This is a genomic window from Vibrio sp. Scap24, from assembly GCF_013394185.1.
Taxonomy (GTDB): Bacteria; Pseudomonadota; Gammaproteobacteria; order Enterobacterales; family Vibrionaceae; genus Vibrio; species Vibrio pomeroyi.
Map to the genome: position 1 here is coordinate 3,368,537 of NZ_CP041332.1, position 26,651 is coordinate 3,395,187.

A 26,651-nucleotide genomic window follows, 5' to 3' on the forward strand; every position below is an offset into this window, starting at 1 on the left:
CACCAATAAAACAATGTTTTATTGGTGTTTTTTTATGAGTGTAAATTGCTCAGTATTTGCTTTAATTGTACATTTTCTAGCATTGAGTGAATTCTATATTGAAATTGTATTTGGTTATGTGTTAGGTGGTTTTTATTCTACGGGTTTCTTAATGATGTTAATATTAACCTATGTTTAGGTTGGTATTTCAGCGCTATAAAGGTTGATTATGTTTGATTATTAACAATGGGTCTGGAAATAGTAATTTTATTTTCAGCTTCTTTATGTAAATGGTGAGAACTTCCCCTACAGATTTTAATTTAAGCTTGGAATATATTGTAAAGTTCAACGCAACCGAAATTATTAACGAATTTCATTATTCACAATGCTATCACTATTGAGTTGAGTGCTATAAGCTCAGTTGTAAATGCCCCAATTGATATGTTATAACGTATCATAAGTATTCTTGCTATAGATCATGATAGTAGCAGCAAGAGTGAGGCGATAAGCATGTATCAAGGAGAAGACGTAATGAATGCCGTGTTAACGAAGCCTTTGGCAACCAATAGTAACCAGCCACTTAATATTAGTTCGGCTGTGAGTATCAAAGATCAGGTGAGTCACAAGCCATGCGTTAGTGCTTCGGAGCAGCCCACGGTATTAGCCGATATTTATCAAAGTGATATCAACATCGCGATTTGGCAGCGTAAGTTTGATGCTGATTTAATCGGCGACATTGGCGAGTTTATCGCGTTGAATCCAAACTTTAGTAAGTCTGTTAGCGTGTCACCCGACAATGCCTACGAGAAATTAGAATTCTCGACTGACGGAACGGCTTCTAAAGCGCTATTAGAAAACATGGCGCAGCTGGTGGATATGTTCTGTTGTTTGTTTGAGCTTGAGGAAGTAGGGCTGCGTCTCGCGGTTTTAAATAAGGCAATGTGTCCTCGTTTTCATTTCGACCAAGTACCTTGTCGCTTAGTGACCACTTATCACGGTGTCGCGACTCAATGGTTACAGAATGATTCGGTCGATCGTTCCAAGTTAGGTCGTGGAAGTAATGGACAACCCGATTCTGCATCAGGCTTGTACAATCATGAATCTGATATTCAACAAATGGCGAGTGGTGACGTAGCGCTATTGAAAGGTGAGCGCTGGAGTGGCAATGAAAATGCGGGTCTTGTCCACCGTTCGCCTGTGACCTCATCTGAAGAAACAAGATTGCTGCTGACACTAGATTTCGGTTAGTAAGCTGTTTATGAGATGAGATGAGATGAGATGAGCAAGCGACCAAATGCAGCTTGCTCTTATTCGTTTAAGCGAAGACGCGGATACGGTGTCCGTCTGGATCAACAGCAAGGAAGTTGATGCCGTAAACAGATTCTTCTGGCTCTTGTTCAAACTGAATGCCTTTCTCTTTCCATGCTTGGTAAAGACTTTCTAGTGTCTCTTTGTTTGCAACAGGCATAGAGAGCTCAGTGCCGCCACCCTTGATGTCGCTTGCTGGGGTTAGAACATCCGCTTGCTTAAGTGTGATTTTTACGTTGCCTGCAAAGTCTAAGGCAGCGAAGGTTGGTGATAGAAGCTTTGGCTCGCAATCAAATGCCTTGGCATAAAAGTCCATGCTGCGATGAATGTCTGCGACATAAAGAACAAATGAATCAATGGTAAACATAGTAGCTCCTAGGCTGGTCAATTTGATTTGCGATGTTGTTTCTCAATAAACCCGTTGCGATTTAAGTTAACTCGAATTGTATCGAGTTCGCTTGGGTTGAGAGAAATATAGCGTGAGTCAGTGACAGTTTTTGTCAGTAGCGAATCACTTTATCTGCAATGCCTTCCATGTTCTTCCAGTCTTTGATTAAGTCATGACGCTGACGCTGGTATTTTTCTTCAAGCATTTTCCACTCGGTAATTCTATCGAGCCTGAAATTACGATACGCACTGCGTGTTTCACACCAAGCTACTAAAACGTAATGCTGTTCGAATAAGCCAATCAGCATGGGCCAAACGATTCTTTCGCTAATCTGATCTTTTGCGTCTGTGTAATGGATTTCGGCTTTGTTCTGTTGCTTAATTGCCAACTTGATGTCTGAAAGCTCCATGGTTAACTCTGCGACTTCAATGATAGAAGCAACACGAATAATGTCTTCACTGCGTTTGGCCTGATGATCAGTAGGTAACACGGCCGAAATCTTGGCAATCGCATTTCTAGCCGATTCACTGAACTCCCCATTAGCTTGCTTAGCGACCCATTCAGCACCGAGTCTTAATGCTTCCAACTCTTCCATTGAAAACATCATCGGCGGTAGCGTGAAGGTTGGTTTTAATTGATAACCAACACCGGCTTCACCATCAATTTCAGCGCCTTGTGTTTGTAGTGTCACGATGTCTCGATAAATGGTGCGAGTACTCACGTTTAGCTCTTTAGCGAGATGATCGGCCGACACGGGGTATTTATGACAGCGCAATAATTGGAGCAGATCGAAGAGGCGTTGACTTCGGGACATAGGAAAACTCTAAGTACTTAACAGGTTATAAGATTAATGCATTGAGAATACGAACGCTATTTACATCGATAGAAATGAAACAAAAGGCTTGGCATTTTTAGTGGGGCTTTGACGCGACCAATTAACGTATATCATTCTTGCGATTGTGAATTGATCTGGATCTGTTATTGGTTCACATATAACGATAATACAATGAGTTAGCCCGTTTTATTATTTATTTTAATGTGTAAAATATATTCGCTTGCTACCCGATGGGAACGGTTCTGTTATCCACGGTTATTTATATAAAATTATAGGTTTCCTATGTTAAAGAAACTCTCGCTTAAAAATAAGCTGGCGATCTCTGCCAGTATGGCCATCATCCTGGGGGGGATTTTGGTCGAGGCACTTTCATTTCGTGCATCGTTGCAACGATTGGATACAGAAGTGGAACAGCGCCTAGAAGGGGCATCAGCTTCTTACAACCAATACGTATCAGATTGGATCTTATCCAAAGAGCGTGCGCTCACTTCTCTGTCGAAAGAGTCCAAACAAGAAAGTTTGGTGACTCACCTAAAACAAGTTCGTGATTCTGCCTCTTTTGATAATGTCTTCTTGGCATTTCCTGATGGTTCGCAAAAGAACGCGAACGGTGTTGTGTTGCCACCGGGTAATGATGATCCACGTTTATGGGGTTGGTACACCAATGCTGTAGCAAACCCAAGCAAAGTATTCATGGATAACCCAACGGTTGCGGCGGCAACGGGCGCTAACGTTGTGTCGCTAGGTACTGCAATGCAATTGCATGGTCAGCAGGTTGTATTAGGTGCGGATGTAGAAATCACCGACATCCTTAACAGCCTTGAGCAAGTGATTCTTCCAGGTGAAGGTTACATGTTCATCGCGACCAATAAGGGCACGGTTTACACGCACGCTGACACCAAACTGTTGAACAAGAATATCAGCTCACTTGGGCTTGATTTTGCAGATGTACAAAAGGCGTTGGTGAGCGGTAAAGATACCTCTATCGACTTAAACGGCAGCGACTATGTTGTTTACGCACGTGCGATTGATGGAACAAACCTGATTACCATCAGTGTGGTTAACCATGACTCTTTGGTCGCACCGCTATTTGATGCAGTAATTGGCCAAGTGTTGGTGACATTGCTGGTTGTCATTGTATGTACTGTGTTGTTCAACCTACTGTGTACGATTCTATTCCGTCCGCTTAATCATGTATCTCAAGCATTGGCTCAAATCGCGAATGGTAGTGGTGATTTAACTCAACGTATTCATGTTGATAACCAGGATGAAGTGGGGGAGCTTGCTCAGAACTTCAATACCTTTGTTGGCAGTTTACAGCAGTTGATTGGTCATATCCGTGGACAATCGGAGCAGCTAAACAGCCAGTCGGAGCAAAGTGCCCAGCGTGCAAATCGTTCTGTTGTTGAACTTAACCACCAGCAACAAGAAATCACCATGGTAGCGACAGCGGTGACGGAAATGGCTTGTGCAACTCAAGAGATTGCATCGCATGCTGAGCAAACCGCAAAAGCTGCACAAGACTCAGCGGCAAGCACCAACAGTGGTCACGCTCTGGTTGTCGACACTAAAGGCTCAATTAACAATTTGGCCAATGAAGTTAACGAAGCGGGTAATGTGATTAGCGAACTTAACAAGCACGCTCAAGAGATCTCGACAGTATTAGCGACAATCCAAGGCATTGCTGAGCAAACCAACTTACTTGCTTTGAATGCGGCGATTGAAGCGGCTCGTGCGGGTGAACAAGGTCGCGGGTTTGCGGTAGTCGCGGACGAAGTTCGTGTGCTTTCTCAACGTACTCACTCTTCAACAGAAGAGATTAAATCGACGATCGATATTCTACAGCGCACAACGACCCAAGCTGTTGAGCTGATGGAGAGCAGTTCTAAACTGGCAATACATTCAGTAGAAGATGCCGACAGAGCTTCGCATGCGCTTGAAGAGATCAATACGGCAGTTGCTTTGATTAGCGATATGGCGACTCAAATCGCGACGGCTGCTGAAGAGCAAACACACGTGACGGGTGAAATTACCCAGAACGTGACGACCATTAAAGATGTTACCGACCACCTAGTTGTGGGCGCACAGGACAGCTTAACTGAGTCGAACGAACTTAAGAGCCAAGCCGCTGGTTTAAGTGACAAAGTGGCGACTTTTAAGCTTGCTTAATGGTCTTGTTCTCTGATGCCTGATCAGTGAATGAACAGTAAGCAATAAGCCAAAGCGACGTAGATTACGTCGCTTTTTTTGTGTCTGAAGAATGCACCTTTGTTAGCTCGCTTCTGAAAACTCTCTAAGCGCGCTCATTGCTTCGTCTGCTTTGTCTTTCTGAACGAAGATATGGTCATGGTAATAGCCAGCAATTACGTTGGCGCTGATGCCGTATGAACCTAGCTTAGTAGCAAAGGCGGCTGTTAACCCAACCGCTTCTAGGCTCGAGTGTACCGACAAAGTAATCAAGCTAAACACACCATCGAAATCGAGTTGAGCTTGGCGTGCGGCATCCTCAGCGAGCACCAAGGTTAAGCCTTCTTTTTCACGAAAGGTCGCGATTGGGTCGAGTTGAATATAGTCTGCCAACGCTCCGTCGACAGTACAGAAAACATAATTACCTTCGATGAGCTCAGGCGACATCGATTTGAGAAGAACATCTAAATCGGTAATGGCAGCCATAAATATTTCCCTAATAGTATTAACGCACTCGTTGATGCGGATTGGATAATCTAACCACGATAGAGTCGAGTGGAAGATAAGTAAAATGAATAATCCTTATTCCGCATCAGCTTTGTTAATGACAAGGCTAATCTACCAACTTGTCGATTGCTCCATCTCGCTAGATAGGTGGTCGATAAAGGCCCTTAACAGCGGTGTGACCTGTTTACGCGTTCCATAAATTGCGTGCACACCCAGCGTTTTCGGTTTCCATTCAGAGAGTAGAGGAACCAATAGCCCGTTTTCAATTAAGCCTTCCACCGAAGGAAACGGCAGTAAGCATATACCGTTGCCTTTGAGTGTGGCAGAAAGCAGAACCTCAGACGTATTCGCACTGATGTTCCCTTTAATCGGCACTGATTCCAATCCATTCGGGCCATTAAACGTCCATGCGGTTTTACCAAAGTAACTGAATGACAAACAGTTGTGGTGCGCTAGATCTTGCGCGTCTTTGGGTGTGCCTTTTTCTTTTAGGTATTGAGGCGACCCGCAAATCACTGAGCGACATTCACCGAGCTTTTTCGCGACAATATTGGGCGTTAGCTCGTTGGTTATGCGAATGGCTAAATCGATGCGTGATTCAACAAGGTTGACTGTTTGATCGGTAGAGACGATATCAATTGAGACCTCGGGCCATTTGTCGATGAAGCGGCTGATCACGTCCATTAAGAAACTGTCGACAATGGAATAACTCGCAGTAATACGCAGTTGTCCTTTTAAATGCTTGCGGCTTTGATTTCTGATACCTGCTAACGACGCCTCAAGAGCAAGCAGTTCTCTCGCGACTTCAAGCGTCTCTTTACCCGCACTGGTTAAGCTCAAGCTTCGAGTGGTTCTGTGAAGCAGGCGAGTGTCCATCCAATTTTCGAGTTCACCCAAATAGCGCGTGACTTTGGTTCGAGAAAGCTCAAGGTGTTCGGCTGCTGCACTCAAACTGCCACGCTCAACGATGGTGACAAAGACATTCATTGCCTCGAGTTTATCCATTGTTCTTATTACCCAAATGTTTTTGAATCTAATCGCTGCCAGAAAATAAGTATATGTCCGAAAACCGCAACAGTAAAAGTCAATTTGATGTCTATTTCATCTAAATCCAATCAAATAAGATATTTGCACACTCAATGAGTTGGCAGGCGTTCAGCTCCGAATAATGGAATAAAACTATGAAGAAGTTATCTAAAAACCTTTTATCAAGAACCGCGCTTTTAGGAACAATGAGTTTAGGAGCTATGCTAGCTGCATCGGGTGTTGTCTCTGCAGCGGAGTTAAACATCACTCATTACAATCCGGGCGAAAATGCAATATTCCCAGCAACCTCTGTGCTGGTTTCGGGAGAGAAGGAAGTGATTCTGTTTGATGCACAATTTAGTGTCGCAGACGGAAAAAACGTAGTGAAGCAAATCAAAGCGACTGGCAAAGAGCTATCGATGATTTACATCAGCAGCGGTGACCCAGATTTCTACTTTGGCTTAGAACCGATTGTGGCGGCATTTCCAAACGTCGAGGTTGTTGCCAGTGAAGCAGTTGTTGCACATATCAAGCGCACCAAAGATGCCAAGCTCGAATATTGGGGGCCAATTTTAGAAGACAACGCACCGTCTAAAGTCATTGTGCCAACCGTTCTTAACGACACCACGCTGAGCATTGAAGGTGAAACCATCGAGGTGAGAGAAATCAACACACACCAAGCTTACTTATGGGTTCCGTCTGAGAAAACCGTGTTTGGTGGTGTGTCGGTTTATAGTGGCGTGCATGTATGGATGGCAGATACCGCTTCAAAAGAGATTCGTAGCCAGTGGTCACAATCTTTGGAACGCATGAAAGCACTTGAGCCTGAGGTGGTGATTCCAGGTCACTACTTAGGTGAAATGCCAACGGGTACAAATGGCGTTCAATTTACATTGGATTACGTTGCTGACATCGAAGATGCGCTGGCAAATACAAGTAAGCCAACGTCTGTTGATATTAGTGATTACATGAAGAAAGTATACCCACAATTTGAAGCGACGGAAGGCGATCTAGAACTGGGTGCCAAAGTGCTAACCGGTGAGATGGAATGGCACTAAGTTGATTATCTCGGTTGTGTCTCAGAAAAGCCTGATGATTGTGTGCTAGATTTATTGGTGATACACAACTGGAGATATCGATGATCTGGCTTTCGGTGAAAGTACTACAGATTGGACTTGTCTATGGATACAGGAAGTATCAAAAAACAAAAAGAGCGCCTATTTAGGGGCTCTTTTTTTTGATGTATTAACAGCGTGTCGAAAGAAAACTCGCCATTGTCCGGTTTAATAGTCAGTATCTAAATTGACTCTGAAATGTCACATCATCAATAAGTGAGTTTATGTTGAAAATAGAACCCATTACCCCTCACATCGGTGCTCGTATTCATGGAGTCGATCTCGCTACATGCAGTGCGACTGAACTTGATGAGGTTTATCAGGTGCTTCTAACTCATCAAGTGATTTTTCTGGCTGATCAAACCCTTTCGCCAGAACAGCATTTGATGATTGCACAGCGGTTTGGGCAACTTGAACCAGCACATCCGTTTTTTCCTCGCGTCGAACATGTACCTCAGGTGAGTGTGATAGAAACAACGCGTGGCAATGCGTCGATGGAAAGCTACTGGCATACGGACCTTACTTGGCGCGAATTACCATCGAAAGCTTCTCTGTTGCATGCTCAGCATATACCCAATGTGGGAGGGGACACGATTTGGTGTTCGATGGCGGCTGTATTTGAATCATTAGATGAAGATACGAAAGTAAAGCTGAGAGGCTTATCGGCGACCCATTCGCTGGTGGCGTTTGAAGGCATAGAGTCGGATCAGATTGAGCTTGATTGGCACAAGTCGTTAATAAAAACGGCTCAGGAAAATCCTCCAGTCGTTCACTCTGTTGTTCAAGTTCATCCAGAAACCGGTAAAGAAACACTCTATATCAACGAACAGTTTACGCGTTATATCAATGAGCTCGACCGCCAAGAGAGTGATGCTTTACTCAGCCAGCTGTTTGAAATTGCACGACGCCCGGAGTTTCAAGTTCGTTTCAAATGGGGCAAAGACTCAATGGCGATCTGGGATAATAGGGTAACGCAGCATTACGCGGTGATAGATTACGGCGATACGCCAAGGAAAATGCACAGAGTTACGGTGACCTAGCTTACGTAAGTTTAGGGTAAACTCAGGCTAAGCCGAATGCGGCTAAATACTTTGACTCATCGATTAATGTGATTTATTTTTAGCGCTAATGTTCAACTCAATACAAATATAAGGAGGATTTTTATGAAAGTGTGTGAATTTAACTTTGCGCATATTTTTTGGTACGACCAAATCTCAAGTTTTAACACTATCGTGCTGCGATAACCAAAACTTGAGCGAAGCATTAAACATAACCCTCAATAGAGTTTCTTCACTCTAGTTTACTTGGTTGTTGTCAGCGAATGACGACAGCGCTTTCTTGCGCTTGAAACTTGAGTAAACAAATGACTACATTAATATCTACATCATCTATTTCTTACGATCTAACATCATGCCGCTTATTTGATGGGCTTTCTTTTACCATTAAAAAGGGTGACCGCATTGGCCTAATTGGCAGCAATGGGTGCGGAAAAAGCACCTTACTACGTCTATTAAACAAAGACTTACCAGACTACGTTGGTAGTGTCTCATTCGCCTCTTATGCCGAAGTCGCGCTTATTGAGCAGCATCTCCCTAAACGATTGCTGACTATGTCGATGCTCGATTCCGTTGTCGATAACCTGCCGACAGAGATACAACTCTCTGAGCAATGGCGTGCTCAAATCATCTTGTCTAATTTAGGCTTTGACGAAAGCTATTGGGAGCAGCCGATTGGCACCTTAAGTGGCGGTCAATACGCACGAGTGCTGGTGGCAAGAGCCCTGATTGTCGAACCCGACGTTCTACTACTGGATGAACCGAGCAACCACTTAGATTTGCCAACCTTGCTTTGGTTAGAGCAGTTTCTGATGGATTGGAAGGGCACTTTTGTGATGGTGTCACATGACCAAAGGTTACTCGACCATGTAACCAACTGTACTTGGGTACTGCGTGATAAAAAATTGCAAAACTTTAGTCAAACTTGCACACAAGCAAGGAAGGCTTTAGAGGAGAAAGACCGAGCTGATGCTGAAAGGCAAGAGGCGGAACAGAAGGAGATTAACCGGATTGAAAAGAGTGCGCAGCGATTAGCTATTTGGGGCAGGGATTTCGATAACGAAGGCCTAGCACGCAAAGCCAAAAGCATGGAGAAACGTGCCGCAGGTTTACGAACGACCATGACCCGTTTGGATACGATTGAGCCATGGACACTAAGCCTATCCGGTGAGTCGATGAAAGCGAACCGCTTACTTGAACTAGCTTCGGTGCCAATCGCCGCCGCGCAAGATCAAGCACCTTTGTTTGAAGTTCTGTTCCAGCAGGTTAAGAGCGGTGACCGAGTCGCTATCTTAGGTAAGAGCGGCGCAGGGAAATCTTCATTGTTGAAGGTGCTATGGGCAAGCTATCAAGCCTCTCAACTTGAAGATAATGGTTACTTTCATCCTCAAGTTGAAGTGGGTTATTACGACCAAAGCTTGAACCAACTGTACGATGAACATTCTTTGATAGATTCGTTGTACCCGTTTTATCCGGTTTCTCAGGAAGCCAGAAAAATGGCTTTGATCAGCGCGGGTTTTTCTTATGAAAGACACGACCAAAAGATTGCTGAACTGAGTGGTGGCGAGCGTTCCCGGCTACTGTTTGTCGGACTATCTCTGGCTAAGTATCATTTCCTGCTGCTTGATGAACCAACGAACCACCTGGATATTGAAGGTAAGGAAGAGTTGGCTGATTGTTTAACTCGTTTCGAAGGCGGCCTGTTGCTGGTTAGCCATGATCGAGAACTCATCGAGAGTTCATGTAATCGATTCTGGTATATCAATGACGGTCAGCTGGTGGAAATGACTTATCTAGACGCGGTTTATGACGCCATGTCTGTCGGTAATCAAGCTGATAGCTTAGAGATGGGAGGGGAAACTCCGAGCACTGTGCTATCACGCTCTTCTGCCATTGAAAATCAACACCATGAGCAAGCTCAAAATGACGAAGAGTTGCTGTTGGAAAGGCTGTTAGAGTTGGAAGAATTACTAACACAAGACCAAGCACGCAAAGCGAAACACCAGAAGCCCGATCTACAACAGAAATGGCAGCAAGAAATCGTGAGCATTAATGCGAAATTGGAGAGCAGTTAGCTTTTAATTCTACTCGCTAAGCATATTGGTTAGCAGCGTAGTTCGACTGTGACCGTTCACTATGAAAAGTAAGGCTCTTTAGCTTCGTATCGACTAAAGAGCCTATTTTCAATTTCTCATCGTGAGATATTTCCTTTTAACATCAACATAGCCTCCATTCGTTTTTATAAAAACATATACTTATCCATAGTGTTAAAAGCACATCACCTAGCGAATATCGCAATCTCAGTCAGGCGAATGCGGTTCTCTGTGGGTATCATTTCTACGAATTCTTAACTGGGTACAAGAAAAATGAATGTAGTGAAGCACCATGAACGAAGAATACGGAAGGTATGTGACTTCATCGATGGTCATTTAGATGAAGCTTTGAGTTTAGAAGAGTTAAGCTCTGTTGGCGCGAGCTCTAAATTCCATTTTCACCGTGTTTTTAAATCATTCATGGGTATTAGCACCATTCAATATGTACTGTTGGCGCGCTTAAAACGAGCTTCTTTTCGATTAGCTTTTGAGCCAGAACACAGTGTTACAGACGTTGCCTTTGAAGCGCATTTTGAAAGTCTCGAGGGGTTTTCTCGTGCATTTTCTAGAAACTTTGGGCAAACGCCCTCCCAGTTTAGAAAACAGCCAAATTGGCCATCTTGGCATTCAAAGTATGAGTTTAACCCACCGAAAATTGGAGACAGGGTAATGGACGTAAAAGTCGTAGAGTTTTGTGAAACACAAGTCGCTTTAATTGAACACAAGGGAAGCCCTAAGCTTGTCTACAACGCGGCAGCCAAGTTTATTGATTGGAGAAAATCGACAGTGCTCTCTCCCGTAAAAACGAGCCACACTTATGGGGTGCCTTATTCCGACCCGGCTGATACCGTGGAAGACGAGTTTCGTTTTGATATTTGCGGAGTACACCAAGGCAATGTGCCGAAAAATGCCTTTGGTGTGAAGTCTGGTGTTATTCCTGGCGGTCGATGCGCTGTTGCTGTTCACAAGGGAAGCCATGACCTAATCAGTGATACCGTTTACTACTTGTATCGAAATTGGTTACCTGAAAGTGGAGAGGAACTAAGGGATTTTCCATGCTTTTTCCACTATGTGAATCTTGTTCACGAAGTGGACGAATGCGATTTGATAACTCACATCTATTTACCGATACGTTAGGCTCGTTACTGAACTAACATTGCATATCGATTAGGAGGCCTCGTATTCACGAGGCCTTGTTGTTTTTATAAGCATAAACACAAGTCCTAAAATTTGAGATTAAAAGCAAATACCTTCATATATATTTGATTGAAACCTCACTGCTGACAGGGGATGTGTAATATAATCGGCGCCTAAATATAAGAATAAAAATTAAACCATAGAACCAGTAAACGTTAGGGCTTAGAGAACAAAGTATTTCGTATGAACGCTATTCGCAAAGTTTATCAATACGCAGAACCTAATCTCACCCTTGTGGGTTGGATGGGCTTTGTCGGCTTTCCCATTTACTACGTTGTGTGGGAGTTTTTATTCCCTCAACCTTATGAGAACCTACCGCTGCGTCTAGCGTGTTCGTTATTATTCTTAGGCATTATTTTTCGTAATCGTGTGCCATTTGAATGGCGCAAATACCTTCCGGCTTATTACCAGGTTGCAGTAACCCTCTGCTTGCCGTGTTTCTTCTTTTATATGCTGCTGATGAACAATTGGTCCAATGTTTGGGTCATGTCTTTCATGTCGGCTATATTCCTGCATATTTTATTAGTGCACGTCACTAAAGTTATGTTCGCTCAAACTTTTGCCGGAATCGGCATTGCGACTTTATGTGCTTGGGTGGCACAAGGCTTCTATCTAGAAATTACAATGGACTGGACGCATGTTCCCATCTTCTTGTTTATCTACCTGTTCGGCAATTTGTTCTACTTCCGTAATCAGGTGGAACATGAAAATAAGGTGTCACTGGCGAAGTCTTTTGGTGCCGGTATTGCCCATGAGATGCGAAACCCGTTAAGTGGTTTATTAACGTCTATTGATGTCATGCAATCCATACTGCCGAACCCCAAAAGTGGCGACCATAAAGGGCAATATGCGCTGAGCAATGAAGATGTTATCCAGCTACGAGAAGTGGGTGATGAAGCGATGGAGATCATCCATTCAGGTAACGAAACGATTGATTTGTTATTGACTTCAATTGATGAAAACCGTGTATCCCGATCGACCTTTAAAAAGCATTCGGCGCAAGCGGTCGTTGAGGATTCGATTGCTAGCTTCAACTACAAGCGCGCCGCCGATAAATCTGCAATCTCTTTAGACGTACAAAGCGACTTTGACTTCTTAGGCAGCGATACCTTGTTGAAGTACGTGATGTACAACTTGTTCAAGAACGCATTCCATCATCGCAGCCCTGAAGATTTCCATATTCATGTCACGATGTGCAGCGATGAAGTCACCAATCAAATCATGGTGACGGATAACGGATCTGGCATATCAAGTGATGTGATTCGACGTATCTTCCAAGACTTCTACACCACAGGCCAATCGGGCAACTACGGTTTAGGTTTGCCATTTTGTCAGAAGGTCATGCGCTCGTTTGGTGGCGAAATCAAATGTCAGTCGGAAGTGGAACAATGGACGCAATTCACGATGACGTTCCCATCTCTGACATCCAATTCAGTGAAAGAGATTAAGAGCGAACTGACTAAGTTAAAGAGCGTGGTGATGATCAGTGACCAGAAGGTTCTGACCAGTAAAATGACCGAGATGTCACGTTTTATGGGCTTTGATCTCACTATTATGGATGTCGCCTCTGCGCTTAAAAATAAGGAATATCAGTTCGAATTTGATCTGGTGTTCGTTGATATGGAGAGCTTGGATCTACGAGCTAGCTGCTTGGAGAGAATTGAATCACTGCTTTCGTTTACCGAAGCTCGAATCATTTACCTCTATGAGCATCATCCGATTAGGCGGGTACGTAACGTCTCTTTCGAGCCTATTTGGGTGGAAACGCAGGTTTGGCTACTCAATACCAAAGCGACCATCGACCGTTTACTTTTCGATTCCAATTACGTGATGCCTTCTGTGCCAGTAAAACCGCTAGAGGCCGCGAATAAGCGTACGATTATGGTGGTGGATGACAATGAATCTCTGCGCCGTTTTACCGCGATGTTACTGGAAAAGCAGGGCTTTGATGTTGTGCAAAAAGAAGATGGTCAGCAAGCGTTAGACGCGTTGGATAGTGATGATATTGACTTAATTCTGATGGATATCGAAATGCCAATCATGGATGGTGTGGAAGCGTCCCGCCGAATTCGAAGTGCCAACAAGGCTTACTCTTCTGTTCCGATTATTGCCCATACCGGTGACAGTTCGCCGGTCACTTTGGAGAAAATGGAATCATCAGGCATGTCTGATTTCATCGTCAAACCCGCTGATAAAAACCGACTGTTCGATAAGATTGCTCACTGGATCTAGTGAATGTTATAGGTTGAGCTACACGACCATCGTCTAGGCGACTCAAATACAAGAAAGAGCTCAGCGAATCGCTGGGCTCTTTTTGTTTAGCGACATGGTAGCGTCCATTCTGTCCTGCCGTTTTTAGTTAAAGAATTAGTGTGTTCAGAGTTATACGAATTCTAACTCAGGGTGATGGTACGCCTCGTGACAAACCGTGAGCACATGGTCAATGTCTCGTGGCGTCATGTCGGCATTCACTGAAAATCGGATAATGTTCTTATTCTTACCCGTCGCTGGACGGCAGAACACTGCGCCGAACACATCTCGCTCTTCAAGGAAATCGCGTACTCGCTCCGTATTTCTTTCATTACCGCACTCTAGCGAGACGATTTGAGATTCACTACGGATGTTAAAGCCGATCCGTTTGAGGCCCGTAATAAGCGACTGTGTTCGCTTAAACAGGACTTCTCGTTTGCTATCTGCACCTTTAATCACCTCCAATGTTTTATCTAAACGAATCACTTCTTGCGGCAACACGGTTGAGCTAAAAATGGCGGGATAAGCGACAAACGGCAAAGTATCAGAGAGCTGCTTAGGCCCAAGGATCGCGCCTGCACGATAAGCGAAGGTTTTAGCTAAGCTGACAGTGATAAAGTCGACTTGGTCGGTGAGCCCAAGCGCTTGCACCAAGCCTGCACCTTTTTCACCGTGTGTCCCTAATGAGTGCGATTCATCGACGATAACAGCGCAATCAAACTCTTGCGCCATTTCGTAGATGTCGCGGAGCGGGGCAATGGTACCGATGGTGCTGTAAACTGAGTCGACCACAATCACACCAGAACCATGACGTTCCAGTTGCTTACGTAAGTGACTCATATTGTTATGCATAAATGGATGAGCTGCCGCACCCGCCGCGCGAATACCTTCCCATAGCGACATGTGCGCAAAGAAGTCGATATAGACAGGCGTATTTGGTGGGCAGATCGTTTGAAGTAACCCAATATTGGCCGCCCAACCAGACTGAGAAAGCAGGCAGCTTTCCATTCCAACATAGTTGGCGAGTTCGGTTTCAAACGCAGGTTTAGATTCTGCATCTTGTAAGAAAATCGCAGACATCACCACATTGTCGTCGTGGTCGCTGATCGCCGCTTGGTGAGCTTGTTGGATTGCTTTGTTGTGTGACAAAGACAAATAATCATTGCTCTGCATGACAACGGCGTCGCGCGATGGACGTTTACCCAACACCAAGTGTTTTTGGCTTTGGTTCTGGGTAATTAGGTCTTGAATATAGAAGCTCAAGCGTTCTTCAATAAAGGAAGGTAATGGTTTGTTTTTGGTTTTATCACTCATAATAGTTCTCTTCAAATACAGGATAACGCCAGCGCTGACTGCTGTATATTGAAGATAAAAAGTGATGTGTCATTAGCCAAGTTGCATAATTTTGTGGGTGCTTGCAAACTCAGAATTTAAGGGTTTTTAGGCGAAGGGATTTTCTTACGGTAACGAGCTATAACCCAATTCCAATCAGAATAATAACCGCCTCTTTTATAACAAATAGCGATGAAGAGACTAAGGATTAAAGCTGTGAGAGAAAGCTCTTAAACCAGTCGAACCATTGACACATTGATGGATAAGTTTAATCAAGTCATCCAACTGCTGTTTGGCTTCTCCCTCTAGCGAATAACCAAAATTGATGCGTAGACAGTTGCTGTAGAGATCAAGAGTGCTGAACAGATGGCCAAGTCTGATATCAAGGTTTTGTGCGGCCACCGCTTGAGTAAATGCTAGTTCATTTAGATTGGGGATTTGTAGCCAAAGCACCATGCCACCTTGTGGGTTACTGACCTTCACATCTTGAGGCAGGTGTTGTGCTAAATAGCTGAGGTATTGCTGACGCAATGAAAGGATTTGAGAGCATCTTCTTCTAATGTGTTTGGCGTACTGGCCAGACTCGATAAAGTCAGCAACCGCAAGTTGAGTCGGCAGGGCAACACCATAACTCGCAGCAGAAAACTGAGCCTTGTACTCGTTTATGTATCTTCCCGGTAAGCACCAGCCTAAACGGTAACTTGGCGACAGGCTTTTCGATACCGACCCACACCACAACACATATCCACCTTTGTCATAGTATTTTGCTGGCAGAGGTGTGTGTGATGAGTATGAGAGCTCCAAATACACATCGTCTTCAATGATGGGCACTCGATAGTAATTCGCTAATTCAGCCAGTTTCTGCTTTTGACTGGCAGACATATTGATCCCCTGGGGATTCATATGTGAGGTACAAAAGATAGCGGCATCCACACGTTTATTTTTAAGGTGCGTTTCCAGTTGTTGTAGGTCGACACCGTCATCCAAAGACGGGATCTCTATGATCTGGCGTGACATCTTGCCGAGCAACTCCAGAATACCGTTGAAGCAAGGGGAGCTAATCGCAATGGTATCACCTTCTTTTGTACACGATTCAAGAGCGGCTTTAATCGCCGACATGCAGCCTGCAGTGATCACCATTTCGTCCGGTGCAAAGTGGACATCAAGCTTGGCAAAGTGGGTGGACAAAGCTTGTCTTAGCATCGGTTCGCCCTGTGTATCAGGGTAGTGATTAAGCCTGTCGCCCATACGTTTGATAGAGCGGCGGAAACTGCGTTCTAGCTCAACAATCGATTGTTCATCATTAGTGGTGCTAGAGACGCCTAACGGCCCATTGATTGAGTTGTGAGTCGATGAAGTTTGTCTAACTTTGGAAACTTTACTCTCAAACTGTGCCCACTCAGGTGTTGAATGAACAGGCTTGTGAGGCGAGACAAAATACCCTGCTTGCGGGCGAGAATGAATCCAACCCTGTGATTCTAACTCTTGGTAACAGCTCACTACGGTCGACATGCTGATGGCTTGCTGTTTAGCTAATTGACGCAGCGAAGGCATACGCCCACCTTCGGGTCTTTTCCCGGTTTCAATCTCATCAATGAATTGATTCGCAAGTTTTCTGTAGATACTCATGGCAACGACCGTTGTTAACTGTACTGGTTTTTATTGTAAAAATTGTATCTGTACCGGTTTTATTGTTCAAGGGATACTCTTTCAAAACAAAGGAGGGGTCAGTATGAAAAGAAATGATTTGTTGTTAGCGGTGTTCGTGATGGCAATTTGGGGATTCAATTTCTCGATGATCAAAATGGGTGTGACCAATGTGCATCCGTTGTTGGCAACCGCAGCACGTTTCTCGTTAGCGGTGATTCCTGTGATATTTTTTGTAGCGAGACCGAATGTCGCTTGGCGTTATTTAGTGAGTTACGGCTTAGTGTTTGGTGTGGGTATTTGGGGCATGGCTTCATGGTCAATCACAGCAGGGCTCTCATCGGGACTGTCGTCGGTATTGCTTTCTACCAACGTATTAATCGGTATGGCCGTTGGGGTATGGGTATTCAAAGAAAGTGCGTCGGTTCGTAAGTTAATGGGTGCGATGCTAGCCATGTGTGCACTCGCGGTCTTAGTCTCGGCTGCAGAGGGCAATGTCACCGTTAATGGCGTTATCTTGATTATGATTGCAGCGTGCAGTTGGACGCTAATGGGCGTGATTGTGAAGGCGTCTAAAACTAAGCAGGCTTTTGCATTCAATGTGTGGGGAATGCTGTTTGCGCCAGTGCCGTTGGTGTTGTTTGCTGTGATGTTACATGGTGATCAAATCATCTGGCAGGGGATGGAACAATGGGATTGGAACACAACGATTGCAGTGTTGTTTCAGGCTTACCCTACGACATTGTTTGGTTACTGGGTGTGGAATAAGTTGTTAATCCAATATCCGTTAAGCACTACCGCACCGTTAACCTTGCTCGTGCCAATCTTTGCATTGATCAGCGGTTACTTTATGTATGACGAAGTATTGTCAGTCGCACAAGTGGTTGCATCTGTGCTGTTTTTAGTCGGGATTGGCTTAATCGTAAAACCTGCGAAGGCTGCGATCACCAAAACATTAGATGACAAAGAATCAGCAGGAAAACTCGCTAAGCAATCATGATGTCGTTCGCGGTAAATAAGCGCGATGTAAACTAATCATTGAAGCTACAGTGTTGATTAAGGAACTAAGGCCTCGCAATCGCGGGGCCTTTTCATGTGTAGGTTTCGAGGTGAAATATCGTTGCGGTTTAGCTTTCTCATAGTTCCTTTGAATTATCTGATACTCGCTCGTTAAGTCTTCTGGAGAAATAGGTATATTGTTGTTATGTTATATCGTAACATTAATGCAAGGGTGACTTGCACTTTCGATACTTGGAAATCAATTACATGGATAACATCAATCAAGTCTTACTGGTTGCCGGAACTCACGGTAACGAGCTTTCTGGAATCTACCTAAACAAACTGATCAAAGAGCGTATGTATGCCGCCGATCGTTCGACATTCTCTACGAATTCAGTTATCGCAAACCCTAAAGCGGTAGAGCAGAACGTTCGATATCTTGATACGGATCTAAACCGTCAGTTTTCTAATGCTAACCACGACGACACTGCAGGTTTAGCTGAGTACACAGTGGCGCGACAGTTTATAGATAGACACGCGAGCACAGAGCAACAACTGATTGTGGATTTGCACAACACGACTAGCAATATGGGGGCGACATTAATCTTACTTTCCAATGATGCTTTCTATCAAAAAATGGGCGCGTATGTGAAACAACGAATGCCAGAAGCTAATATTCTGTTTGAAGATAGAAAGCCTTGGGATGAGCAGCCTTACCTTTGTACTGCCGGAAAGTGTGGAGTGATGATTGAAGTTGGCGCTCAGGCGCATGGCTCACTGAAGTTCGATACTCTCAAACTGATGAAGCAGATGCTGACCATGGTTCTTGATTACGTTGAGAAGCACAACCTCAAGCAAGTACAAGCGTTAGAAGACTACGATGCCTTTTTCTATGTTGAAGAGGTCAATGTTCCGCTTGGTCCAGATGGTATGCGCGTTGCTACTGTGCACCCAGCGATCTGTGGTCGAGACTTCGAGGTAGTGAAGCAAGGTGAGCCGATACTTGCAACTTTCTTTGGCTATGACATCTATTGGGAGCGCGAACGAGATATTTATCCACATTTCATTAATGAAAGTGCTTACGCTAAAGCCAACATTGCAATGGCACTGGCCGAGAAGCGTTTGGTCTCAGTGAAATAGCGTGTTGAACCTATAACGGATTAGTTAAAAAGCCCTATGAATGTATCAATTCATAGGGCTTTGATTTTAGGTTGGGGTAAGGGTTAACCAGCTCTGGCTAAATCTGACACGCCAACAATTGGTTTTCTAGATCGTTGTCGATGCTATAACCAATGACTTCTATTCTGGTTTCATTGCACTCATCTAACTCACACTCTGTTAGGCCATCTTCCGTTAGGTTGTAACCAAAGATGCCGCTTTGAGTAATGAACACCGCTTTCATTCGTTCGGCTTTGAGTCCAACTAATACCTTAAGCAATTGCTGACGGTCGAACAGTTTGTCAGCCGCGAATCGCCAACCAATACTTTCAAACCCTTCACCTTGATTGCTCGCCTTTATCATACCGCTCTCTGGCATTGGTAATTCTGAAGCGAGTGGCTTGTCTTGTTCATGATGATGGTGATGATGGTGCCCATGAGCTTGATGATGGTAAAAGTTGGTGTCTCCATCAAACTCATCGAAAGGGATCTTACCGTGATGGGCAAATATTAGCTTGGTGTCTGGGTGACAAACCTGTGCGACGTACTCAGCCAGTTTCTGTTCATCGCCACTTTTGTAGAGATCGACTTTATTACCCACGATAGTATCGGCAATGGTGATTTGCTGATTGAAGGTGTCGTGTTCAGAGTAACGTGCATCAGAAAGCTTACGGGCATCGACCAAAGTCACGTTCTTCTGTAGTGATAACACCTTACGGTAGTGCTCAGAAGACAAGACTTCTAACACTTCTTTAGGGTGACCAAGTCCGGTCGGCTCGATCAACAAGCGATCAGGTTTTGCCTCAGACAGCAGTTGATTCAGTGCGATTTGCATCGGTAAACCAGCCGCGCAACACATACAGCCGCCAGGCACTTCACGGATAAACACTTGTTGTTTGCTGTCGTCACCTTGGATCAAACTGCCGTCTACGCCGATTTCTCCAAATTCGTTCACCAAAATAGCCCAGTTTTCATCTGCGGGTTTGTTCTTCATTAGATTGAGAATTGCGGTAGTTTTACCCACGCCGAGAAAGCCAGTAATGATATTGGTTGGAATACCCAAGAGAGGCTTTTTATCAGAGCTCATTGGCAATTCTCCTATAACCTTGAACAAGGGTATGGTTTGCCGAAACAACGGACTCTGAAAACGCAGAATACTCAGGTGGTACCTTTGAGATATTGTTCAAATCAAACCCTGAACCGATGTTGGTCATTGGTGGTACATGGAAGTTCTCAGGTAAGTCGTGTCCGTCCACCACACAGTTATGGCGAATCACACAACCTTTGCCAATCACCGCATTAAAGACGACTGAGTTGAAGCCAATAAATACGTCGTCACAGACCTGACAAGGACCATGAATGATCGAACGGTGAGCTATGGATGAGCGTTCACCAATAGTGACGGCAGCGCCAGCTTTAGAGTGAATAACCACTCCATCTTGAATGTTGGTGTCGCGCTTAATTACGATGGCTTCCATGTCGCCTTGTTCGTTGACCTCATCAGCTCGAATCACAGCGTAAGGGCCAATAAACACGTTGTCTTCAATGATGACCTTGCCACAGATGATGGCGGTCGGGTCAATGAAAGCGGTCTCTGATACTTCTGGCATGTGACCGCTTGGATTTCTTCTTAACATATTGATTTCTTTTTATTGATGGTAATAACTGCTGAACCTAGCGCTCGAATGACAGCCTCATTGCAGGAGTGACCATGTCACTCGATATGTCTTTTGATGTATCAGCGGTATGCGTATTCTGCTTCTCAGGGGATTCTGGATTGCTGTACACCTTGGCACCATTGACCCAGGTGTGCTTGATCTGAGCAGAGAATTCGTGCCCTGCGAACGGTGACCACCCACATTGATACAAGCTGTTGTCATTACTGACTAGAGTTGGTGTCTGTGGATCGACTAATACTAAATCGGCGAAGTAGCCCTCACGGATATAGCCGCGTTCCTGTATCGCATAACGGATCGCTGGGTTATGTGCGGTTTTCTCGACCACCTGATCGACAGTTAAAGTTCCAGTACGTACGTGGTCAAATAGACTCAATAGGGCGTGCTGGACCAGAGGTAACCCTGCAGGTGCTTGTTCGTAAGGAACTTGTTTCTCTTCCCATGTATGTGGCGCGTGATCTGTCGCGATGATGTCGATTTGCCCCGTGCTCAACGCTGCTAATAGAGCGTCTCTATCACTTGGGTATTTGACGGCTGGATTGCACTTAATTTGATTACCGAGCGTTGCGTAATCTTTATTGCTAAACCATAGGTGATGGACACAAGCTTCTGCCGTAATGCGTTTTCCCTGAATGGGGCCGGCTTCAAACTGAGCGAGTTCTTTTTCTGTCGTGATGTGCAACACATGAAGTTGACTGTTGTGTTTTTTGGCTAGCTCAATCGCATAGGAAGAAGAGGCATAACAAGCTTTGTCATCTCTTAGAATGGGGTGATCTTCAATCGTGAAAACCGCTTTCTCTTTTCTTAATTGTTCTTGGTTTTTCGCGATAACAGGCCCGCTTTCACAGTGGGTGACAATCAGAACGGGAGAATCACGGAATATGGCATCGAGTGCTTGAGGATCTTCAACCAACAAGTTGCCCGTTGAAGCGCCCATAAACACCTTTACACCACAGTGTTTAGTTGGGTCGAGACGTTTAATTTGTTCGAGGTTGTCTTCGGTTGCTCCGAGATAAAACGAGTAATTTGCTAGAGAGCTTTGTGCTGCAATATCGAACTTTTTTTCTAAGGCTTCAATGGTTGTTGTTGCAGGGTTTACGTTTGGCATCTCCATATAGCTGGTAATACCGCCTGCAACAGCAGCTCGTGACTCAATAGCGATTGAGCCTTTGTGTGTTAAACCCGGCTCACGAAAGTGAACTTGGTCGTCAATCATTCCAGGGATTAGGTAACAGCCTTGAGCGTCAATGACCTCATCGTTTGGGCTTGGTGTTATGTGGTTTGCGATCTTTTCGATTCGCTGGTCGACGATCAATACATCTGTTTCGGTAACGATGCCTTCGTTAACCACGCGGGCATTTTTTATGAGCGTTGCAGACATAGCGTTTCACTTTCTCCTTGTTGATGGGGCTAATACTGTTGAGGGTGTTTAAGAGAGTAGGAGCATCATTGAGTGGAAGCAGGCTCATTTTGGTTCGCACATTCGTCGCACACACAGCTTATCTCTAACTGAGGGCTAACAACGGTGAAGCCTTCTTGTTTAGCATGAGATTGAAGGTCACGAATAATGGCAGGGTGGATGGTTTGCTCGCTGATCTTGTCGCACTTGGAGCAGATCAAAAATTGGGGGATGCCATGCTCATGTTCGCAAAGAATATGGTCGCAAAGTATGAACTTATTGGAGACTTTCAGTTTATGCGCCAAGTGATGCTCTTCTAGGAACTCCAACACTCGATAAACCGACATCGCCTGAACATTCTGATCAAAGTGCTCTTTACAGTAATCGACAATTTCATAGGCAGACAGTGCTTTGTCAGCGTGTACCAACGCACGCAGTATCAACAGCCTCTTTGCCGTAAACTGTTTGCCATTGGTTTTGCAGCCTTGTTTTACATGCTTAATGATCGCTTCGACGTCTCTCATTCAATCTACTAAATTAAAAACAACATAGAGATGTTATAACATAACAATTTGAGCGGTGAAACGTACTTTTGGTTTTGTTAGTACTAAGTGTGACTATTATTAGTTTTAAATGAAATAAGGAAGCGCGACGTTTTTAAGATTGGAAACACAGGTTCAGCTGGGCAATACCGTTTTAAAACGTCGACGAGCGCGGCACATATCTGAATTCGATATTGACCCAATCGAATTAAATGCTGAAATGATACGAATCTCATATTTAATAACGCTTATTTAGTAACCTCTGTTGAGTTCGATATCAAATCAAGTGGCTGATTTTATTGGGTATCGGAGAAAAGTCTCAGAAATTAATATTTAGAAAACTAAAGTTTTAAATATTGGTTAAGTTGGTTTGGTTGGAATATAACTCTGTTTGATGGCTGTGAAGTAGAGGTTTTTTAGCTATATGTGTGAATTTAGGAGCGAGTTATCTTTCTGATTTGAAAGAATAATTCAATAGTTCAGATAAAAAAGTTGGCGAAAATCAGAAGCTTGGCATACACTTTCCTTGTAAATGACCTTATCTCATTGATTGAATAGGGTAAATGCTTTGGCGCTACTGGCGATGGTAGCAATGTTTAACATAGCTTTGAGGAAAGTTTTATGGCACTCACGAAGGCCGATTTGGCTGAGAACCTGTTTGAGACACTCGGATACAGCAAGCGGGATGCCAAGGAAACGGTGGAAGTGTTTTTCGAAGAAGTTCGTAAAGCGCTCGAAAATGGCGAACAGGTAAAACTGTCTGGTTTTGGTAATTTTGATCTTCGCGAGAAAAACGAGCGACCTGGTCGTAACCCGAAAACTGGTGAAGACATTCCAATTTCTGCTCGACGTGTTGTTACTTTTAGACCGGGACAAAAACTAAAGGCCCGTGTCGAGAATATTAAAATCGAGAAGTAGCCAAGCAATAGACCACGCCTAGCGTGGTCTTTTTGTTTTGATTCTGGCAATTATTGTTGTTTATCTCTTTCAGTCTTTTATCATCTCGCATCTCGCATCTCGCATCTCGCATCTCGCATCTCGCATCTCGCATCTCGCATCTCGCATCTCGCATCTCGCATCTCGCATCTCGCATCTCGCATCTCGCATCTCGTGCATTCTATATCGTACGTATTTCCATAGTTCGACGACCGACTTTAGTTATTACCCATACATTTAAAATGGACAACTAAGCAGTATTGATTCAGATTGTCTTATTTGTTTTCTAAATCTGTTCAGTGAAATTGAACGGAGGTTAAGTCTAATTGAATTTAAATCCGCCGAGTTATTTGCTGTAATGCGACCAATAAGCAGTCAGTTAATCTATTTTGTTGATCTAAATCTAAGGAGAAGCTTTGCGTAAGTCCGCTTTAGCTTTGATGTTACTCTTTTTATCGACTGTCGCCTCGGCAGCGGAGTACCAGCAACTCGCCAATATGTGCATTGCTTGTCATGGCGGTAACAACGATACCTCATTTCCCTCTATCCCAAACCTTAAATGGCAAAACCAAGTCTACCTTACTGAGCAACTGTCTGACTTTAAAAGTGGTAAACGTGAGGACAAAACGATGTCTAAAGTCGCGCAACTATTGTCAGAAGAAGACATCAAGAAGTTAGCTAATTACTTTTACCAACTGAATAACACAGGGTCACCGCAATGAGTTTAGATAGAAGACAGTTCCTTAAAGCCGCGCTTTCAGTAACCGCAGTATCTGCATTGCCAGTATCGTGGGTATTTGCCGCGAATCGCCCTGAAGGGTTAGCTGCACTGGATATCAATGCATTAACGTGGGCAAAAGCAGAAGATCTACCGGATTACTACACCGTTTTAAATACCAACCCTTTGAATGCGTATCCGCCAGAAAGTATGCTTGCGCCTGCTGTGACACCTGCAGATGTTCCTTTTGTTCGTTGGAATGGCTTGATGCCAGACTTTACGGAGATGGACCCTGATACTTAGACCTTCGAAGTGAAAGGTGAATCGGTAAAACAGAGTAAAACCTATACGATAGCCGAGCTCAAATCTAAGTTTAAGCACCATACCCAGAGCTTGGTTCTTGAGTGTGGCGGTAACAGCCGTAACAATTTTTATCCAAGCACCAAAGGTAATCAATGGAACAATGCTGGTGTCTATTGTTCACAGTGGACCGGTGTATTGTTGAGCGATGTGCTTAAAGATTGTGGTATCAAAGATGATGCAGTTTATGTTGGTAATCATGGCTTTGATAAACATTTGAGTGGTAAAGGTGAGGCGATTTCGCGGGGTGTTCCTATTGCAGCTGCGATGAACGATAACGCATTGATTGCATGGGAGATGAATGGTGAGCCGATCCCTTATCTCCATGGTTATCCGCTACGAACTGTATTTGGTGGCCGACCGGCTTCTGTTTCTCAGAAATGTACAACAGGCATTAGTATCCGTAACAAGATCCATGATGGTCATAAGATGGCAGCTCCTGCTTATCAAGTACCTAAGAACCCAATTGCCCCGGGGGAGAAAGTGGACAACAAAGATTTCCGAATCATAGAAGAAATGATTGTGAAATCGCTGATTACTTCTCCCAAAAGCGGGACAGAGTTTGCTCTCGGTAAGAAGATCAAAGTTAGTGGCCATGCATGGGCAGGGTTAAGAACCGTTGAGAAGCTGCAAGTGAGTTACGACTACGGTACTACTTGGCATGATGCAAAGTTGAATAAGCCAGTAAACAAGGGCGCATGGCAACAATGGGAAGCGGATCTAGACCTTCCTATGACAGGTTATTATGAGATCTGGGCGAAGGCGACCGACAGTGAAGGTGATAGTCAACCTGTGGTGCAACCGCAGTGGAACCCCAAAGGTTACCTGTTTAATGGTTGCCACCGTATCGCAGTAAGAGTGTCGTGATGCCTTCTATTTCTAATAAGCCTATTGATGGTAGTTCTAAACTTACCAATTTGATTGATGGCTACTCATTTCACGCAGACTCAAACCGGGTCAGTAAGCGCAGTTACCGTAAAGGGATAATCAGAGCGGCGTTGGTGTGCAGTTTGTTAACATCGATGCTTGTTCATGCTGGAGACATTCCAGAGAATCCGAAAGAGTACTATGGCGTAGATAAAGCATCGGGTCTGATTATGGCGCCCGGTTGGGAGACAGTGAAAGGGCAATGTAACGCCTGTCATACCAGCTTAATCGTTGCTCAGAACAGTGGTAACAGGGAGCAATGGCGTGAAACCATTCAATGGATGGTAGACACTCAAGGTCTGTGGGATCTGTCTGATACTTGGGATCCGGTACTGGATTACCTAAGTACCTATTATCAGGATAAAGGCATCGATATGAATAAGTATCGTCGTAAGCCTATTGATAGCGCATTGATGCCACCTATGCCAGGAGAGGGTCAATGATCATCAATCAATTAAAGCGAACTTCTTTTGTTCGTGGAGTTGTTGCGATAGCCGCTGCTGCAGTGATTTTGTCGTTGTCGGCGTGCACCGACGAACAACCGAACACTGAAGACAAAGTTGCCTCACGCGTCGAATCATTAGGCATAGAGTCAGAACCATCGGTAAAGCTTAATTCGGAAGCTAAAACCGAGGTTGAAAGTCTTGTTGATAACAAGGCCACTGCTAAGGATCACATGCCTAGCTTAGCTTCTGGTGAAAAGTTGGTTCAGAACCTATGTAGCCAGTGTCATGGCGATAAAATTATTCCTTTCGTACAATCTTATCCAAACATCAAAGGTCAGAAAGCTGGGTATATACTTAAGCAGCTCCGTGATTTTAAAAACGATGAACGACAAGATTTGTATATGCAGTCGGTGGTCAAACATCTTTCGGATGAAGACTTACAAGACGTAGCCGCATTCTATGGCACGTTGAAGCCATTGGATTTATACAACCGCACTAAAGAGTATTATCACCATTAGATGGGACTCTCTCGAGGCTTTAGTTAAGTTGCTTTCTACGAGGTTTTATAAGC

At 44.3% G+C, this 26,651-nt stretch carries 23 protein-coding genes and 1 pseudogene; 14 read left to right on the top strand and 10 right to left on the bottom strand.

The genetic code is table 11. The features are described from left to right. Positions 1-510: 510 nt before the first annotated feature. On the top strand, positions 511-1,227 hold the full coding sequence (locus FLM53_RS15055; RefSeq protein ID WP_176681963.1) for a DUF1826 domain-containing protein: 717 nt from the start codon (positions 511-513) through the stop codon (positions 1,225-1,227). Between the two features lie 67 nt (positions 1,228-1,294). On the opposite strand, the gene FLM53_RS15060 is transcribed toward FLM53_RS15055, so the two are convergent. Further along, positions 1,295-1,654 (bottom strand): VOC family protein, encoded by a 360-nt coding sequence (locus tag FLM53_RS15060; RefSeq protein ID WP_176681418.1) that lies wholly within the window; start codon positions 1,652-1,654, stop codon positions 1,295-1,297. Positions 1,655-1,787: 133 nt separating this feature from the next. Beyond that, positions 1,788-2,489, bottom strand: coding sequence for a YafY family protein (locus FLM53_RS15065; protein ID WP_176681417.1), 702 nt, complete (start codon positions 2,487-2,489; stop codon positions 1,788-1,790). A 303-nt stretch (positions 2,490-2,792) separates the two neighbouring features. Here FLM53_RS15065 and FLM53_RS15070 point away from each other — a divergent pair, with 303 nt between their 5' ends. After that, complete coding sequence (locus FLM53_RS15070) at positions 2,793-4,679, top strand: methyl-accepting chemotaxis protein (protein ID WP_176681416.1); 1,887 nt, start codon at positions 2,793-2,795, stop codon at positions 4,677-4,679. 102 nt (positions 4,680-4,781) lie between these two features. Here the strand turns inward: FLM53_RS15070 and FLM53_RS15075 are convergent, their stop codons facing one another. Further along, positions 4,782-5,183 (bottom strand): ACT domain-containing protein, encoded by a 402-nt coding sequence (locus FLM53_RS15075; RefSeq protein WP_176681415.1) that lies wholly within the window; start codon positions 5,181-5,183, stop codon positions 4,782-4,784. A 132-nt stretch (positions 5,184-5,315) separates the two neighbouring features. Further along, entirely contained in the window at positions 5,316-6,209 is an 894-nt protein-coding gene (locus FLM53_RS15080; protein WP_176681414.1) for a LysR family transcriptional regulator, read from the bottom strand. A 176-nt stretch (positions 6,210-6,385) separates the two neighbouring features. Here FLM53_RS15080 and FLM53_RS15085 point away from each other — a divergent pair, with 176 nt between their 5' ends. The 5 genes from FLM53_RS15085 to FLM53_RS15105 all read left to right on the top strand — a co-directional run bounded on the left by FLM53_RS15085 (position 6,386) and on the right by FLM53_RS15105 (position 13,922). After that, complete coding sequence (locus FLM53_RS15085; protein ID WP_176681413.1) at positions 6,386-7,288, top strand: Vmh family MBL fold metallo-hydrolase; 903 nt, start codon at positions 6,386-6,388, stop codon at positions 7,286-7,288. A 281-nt stretch (positions 7,289-7,569) separates the two neighbouring features. Next, positions 7,570-8,385: a TauD/TfdA family dioxygenase gene (locus FLM53_RS15090; RefSeq protein WP_176681412.1), complete on the top strand. Its 816-nt coding sequence runs from the start codon at positions 7,570-7,572 to the stop codon at positions 8,383-8,385. Positions 8,386-8,708: 323 nt separating this feature from the next. After that, entirely contained in the window at positions 8,709-10,475 is a 1,767-nt protein-coding gene (locus tag FLM53_RS15095) for an ABC-F family ATP-binding cassette domain-containing protein (RefSeq protein WP_176681411.1), read from the top strand. Between the two features lie 291 nt (positions 10,476-10,766). Then, positions 10,767-11,630 carry a GyrI-like domain-containing protein gene (locus tag FLM53_RS15100; RefSeq protein WP_176681410.1) on the top strand — a complete coding sequence of 288 codons (864 nt, stop codon included), beginning with the start codon at positions 10,767-10,769 and terminating at the stop codon, positions 11,628-11,630. Positions 11,631-11,873: 243 nt separating this feature from the next. After that, the gene (locus FLM53_RS15105; protein ID WP_176681409.1) at positions 11,874-13,922 is read left to right on the top strand and encodes a response regulator; all 2,049 of its coding nucleotides are present in this window, start codon (positions 11,874-11,876) and stop codon (positions 13,920-13,922) included. A 150-nt stretch (positions 13,923-14,072) separates the two neighbouring features. On the opposite strand, the gene cqsA is transcribed toward FLM53_RS15105, so the two are convergent. Further along, positions 14,073-15,254, bottom strand: a complete 1,182-nt coding sequence (cqsA, locus tag FLM53_RS15110; RefSeq protein ID WP_176681408.1) for an alpha-hydroxyketone-type quorum-sensing autoinducer synthase — start codon at positions 15,252-15,254, stop codon at positions 14,073-14,075. A 219-nt stretch (positions 15,255-15,473) separates the two neighbouring features. Beyond that, a complete protein-coding gene (locus FLM53_RS15115; protein WP_176681407.1) occupies positions 15,474-16,901 on the bottom strand; it encodes a PLP-dependent aminotransferase family protein in 1,428 nt (475 codons plus the stop codon). Between the two features lie 103 nt (positions 16,902-17,004). Between FLM53_RS15115 and FLM53_RS15120 the strand changes: the two genes are divergently transcribed. Together FLM53_RS15120 and FLM53_RS15125 are read left to right on the top strand one after the other, a co-directional pair. Continuing rightward, a complete protein-coding gene (locus FLM53_RS15120) occupies positions 17,005-17,919 on the top strand; it encodes an EamA family transporter (RefSeq protein WP_176681406.1) in 915 nt (304 codons plus the stop codon). 266 nt (positions 17,920-18,185) lie between these two features. Continuing rightward, the gene (locus FLM53_RS15125; protein WP_176681405.1) at positions 18,186-19,058 is read left to right on the top strand and encodes an aspartoacylase; all 873 of its coding nucleotides are present in this window, start codon (positions 18,186-18,188) and stop codon (positions 19,056-19,058) included. Positions 19,059-19,155: 97 nt separating this feature from the next. Here FLM53_RS15125 and FLM53_RS15130 read toward each other — a convergent pair whose 3' ends face one another. The 4 genes from FLM53_RS15130 to FLM53_RS15145 form a co-directional block, all read right to left on the bottom strand. Next, positions 19,156-20,163: a GTP-binding protein gene (locus tag FLM53_RS15130; RefSeq protein WP_176681404.1), complete on the bottom strand. Its 1,008-nt coding sequence runs from the start codon at positions 20,161-20,163 to the stop codon at positions 19,156-19,158. Further along, positions 20,153-20,713, bottom strand: a complete 561-nt coding sequence (locus FLM53_RS15135; RefSeq protein ID WP_176681403.1) for a carbonate dehydratase — start codon at positions 20,711-20,713, stop codon at positions 20,153-20,155. The genes FLM53_RS15130 and FLM53_RS15135 overlap by 11 nt, the downstream gene beginning before the upstream one ends. Positions 20,714-20,750: 37 nt before the next feature. Then, the gene (locus tag FLM53_RS15140) at positions 20,751-22,133 is read right to left on the bottom strand and encodes a dihydroorotase (RefSeq protein ID WP_176681402.1); all 1,383 of its coding nucleotides are present in this window, start codon (positions 22,131-22,133) and stop codon (positions 20,751-20,753) included. A gap of 65 nt (positions 22,134-22,198) precedes the next feature. Beyond that, complete coding sequence (locus FLM53_RS15145; protein WP_176681401.1) at positions 22,199-22,675, bottom strand: Fur family transcriptional regulator; 477 nt, start codon at positions 22,673-22,675, stop codon at positions 22,199-22,201. A 639-nt stretch (positions 22,676-23,314) separates the two neighbouring features. Between FLM53_RS15145 and ihfA the strand changes: the two genes are divergently transcribed. From ihfA to FLM53_RS15170, 5 genes and pseudogenes are all read left to right on the top strand, one after another. After that, positions 23,315-23,611 (top strand): integration host factor subunit alpha, encoded by a 297-nt coding sequence (gene ihfA / locus FLM53_RS15150; protein WP_004734853.1) that lies wholly within the window; start codon positions 23,315-23,317, stop codon positions 23,609-23,611. Positions 23,612-24,045: 434 nt separating this feature from the next. Then, on the top strand, positions 24,046-24,351 hold the full coding sequence (locus FLM53_RS15155) for a c-type cytochrome (RefSeq protein ID WP_176681400.1): 306 nt from the start codon (positions 24,046-24,048) through the stop codon (positions 24,349-24,351). Continuing rightward, positions 24,348-25,574: pseudogene (locus tag FLM53_RS15160) on the top strand (molybdopterin-dependent oxidoreductase). The gene FLM53_RS15155 and the pseudogene FLM53_RS15160 overlap by 4 nt, the downstream one beginning before the upstream one ends. After that, on the top strand, positions 25,574-26,077 hold the full coding sequence (locus FLM53_RS15165; RefSeq protein ID WP_176681399.1) for a cytochrome C: 504 nt from the start codon (positions 25,574-25,576) through the stop codon (positions 26,075-26,077). Before FLM53_RS15160 ends, FLM53_RS15165 begins: the two are co-directional and overlap by 1 nt. Further along, a complete protein-coding gene (locus FLM53_RS15170; RefSeq protein WP_176681398.1) occupies positions 26,074-26,598 on the top strand; it encodes a cytochrome c in 525 nt (174 codons plus the stop codon). Before FLM53_RS15165 ends, FLM53_RS15170 begins: the two co-directional genes overlap by 4 nt. Positions 26,599-26,651: the final 53 nt, after the last annotated feature.

Bases quoted from the DNA above. Each gene is read 5' to 3' on its own strand.
- FLM53_RS15090 (WP_176681412.1), top strand. From the start codon at position 7,570: ATGTTGAAAATAGAACCCATTACCCCTCACATCGGTGCTCGTATTCAT.
- ihfA (WP_004734853.1), top strand. From the start codon at position 23,315: ATGGCACTCACGAAGGCCGATTTGGCTGAGAACCTGTTTGAGACACTC.
- FLM53_RS15140 (WP_176681402.1), bottom strand. From the start codon at position 22,133: ATGTCTGCAACGCTCATAAAAAATGCCCGCGTGGTTAACGAAGGCATC.
- FLM53_RS15135 (WP_176681403.1), bottom strand. From the start codon at position 20,713: ATGTTAAGAAGAAATCCAAGCGGTCACATGCCAGAAGTATCAGAGACC.
- FLM53_RS15060 (WP_176681418.1), bottom strand. From the start codon at position 1,654: ATGTTTACCATTGATTCATTTGTTCTTTATGTCGCAGACATTCATCGC.
- FLM53_RS15095 (WP_176681411.1), top strand. From the start codon at position 8,709: ATGACTACATTAATATCTACATCATCTATTTCTTACGATCTAACATCA.
- FLM53_RS15170 (WP_176681398.1), top strand. From the start codon at position 26,074: ATGATCATCAATCAATTAAAGCGAACTTCTTTTGTTCGTGGAGTTGTT.
- FLM53_RS15125 (WP_176681405.1), top strand. From the start codon at position 18,186: ATGGATAACATCAATCAAGTCTTACTGGTTGCCGGAACTCACGGTAAC.
- FLM53_RS15130 (WP_176681404.1), bottom strand. From the start codon at position 20,163: ATGAGCTCTGATAAAAAGCCTCTCTTGGGTATTCCAACCAATATCATT.
- FLM53_RS15165 (WP_176681399.1), top strand. From the start codon at position 25,574: ATGCCTTCTATTTCTAATAAGCCTATTGATGGTAGTTCTAAACTTACC.
- FLM53_RS15070 (WP_176681416.1), top strand. From the start codon at position 2,793: ATGTTAAAGAAACTCTCGCTTAAAAATAAGCTGGCGATCTCTGCCAGT.
- FLM53_RS15085 (WP_176681413.1), top strand. From the start codon at position 6,386: ATGAAGAAGTTATCTAAAAACCTTTTATCAAGAACCGCGCTTTTAGGA.
- FLM53_RS15115 (WP_176681407.1), bottom strand. From the start codon at position 16,901: ATGAGTATCTACAGAAAACTTGCGAATCAATTCATTGATGAGATTGAA.
- FLM53_RS15055 (WP_176681963.1), top strand. From the start codon at position 511: ATGAATGCCGTGTTAACGAAGCCTTTGGCAACCAATAGTAACCAGCCA.
- FLM53_RS15065 (WP_176681417.1), bottom strand. From the start codon at position 2,489: ATGTCCCGAAGTCAACGCCTCTTCGATCTGCTCCAATTATTGCGCTGT.
- FLM53_RS15145 (WP_176681401.1), bottom strand. From the start codon at position 22,675: ATGAGAGACGTCGAAGCGATCATTAAGCATGTAAAACAAGGCTGCAAA.
- FLM53_RS15120 (WP_176681406.1), top strand. From the start codon at position 17,005: ATGAAAAGAAATGATTTGTTGTTAGCGGTGTTCGTGATGGCAATTTGG.
- FLM53_RS15100 (WP_176681410.1), top strand. From the start codon at position 10,767: ATGAATGTAGTGAAGCACCATGAACGAAGAATACGGAAGGTATGTGAC.
- FLM53_RS15080 (WP_176681414.1), bottom strand. From the start codon at position 6,209: ATGGATAAACTCGAGGCAATGAATGTCTTTGTCACCATCGTTGAGCGT.
- FLM53_RS15105 (WP_176681409.1), top strand. From the start codon at position 11,874: ATGAACGCTATTCGCAAAGTTTATCAATACGCAGAACCTAATCTCACC.
- cqsA (WP_176681408.1), bottom strand. From the start codon at position 15,254: ATGAGTGATAAAACCAAAAACAAACCATTACCTTCCTTTATTGAAGAA.
- FLM53_RS15075 (WP_176681415.1), bottom strand. From the start codon at position 5,183: ATGGCTGCCATTACCGATTTAGATGTTCTTCTCAAATCGATGTCGCCT.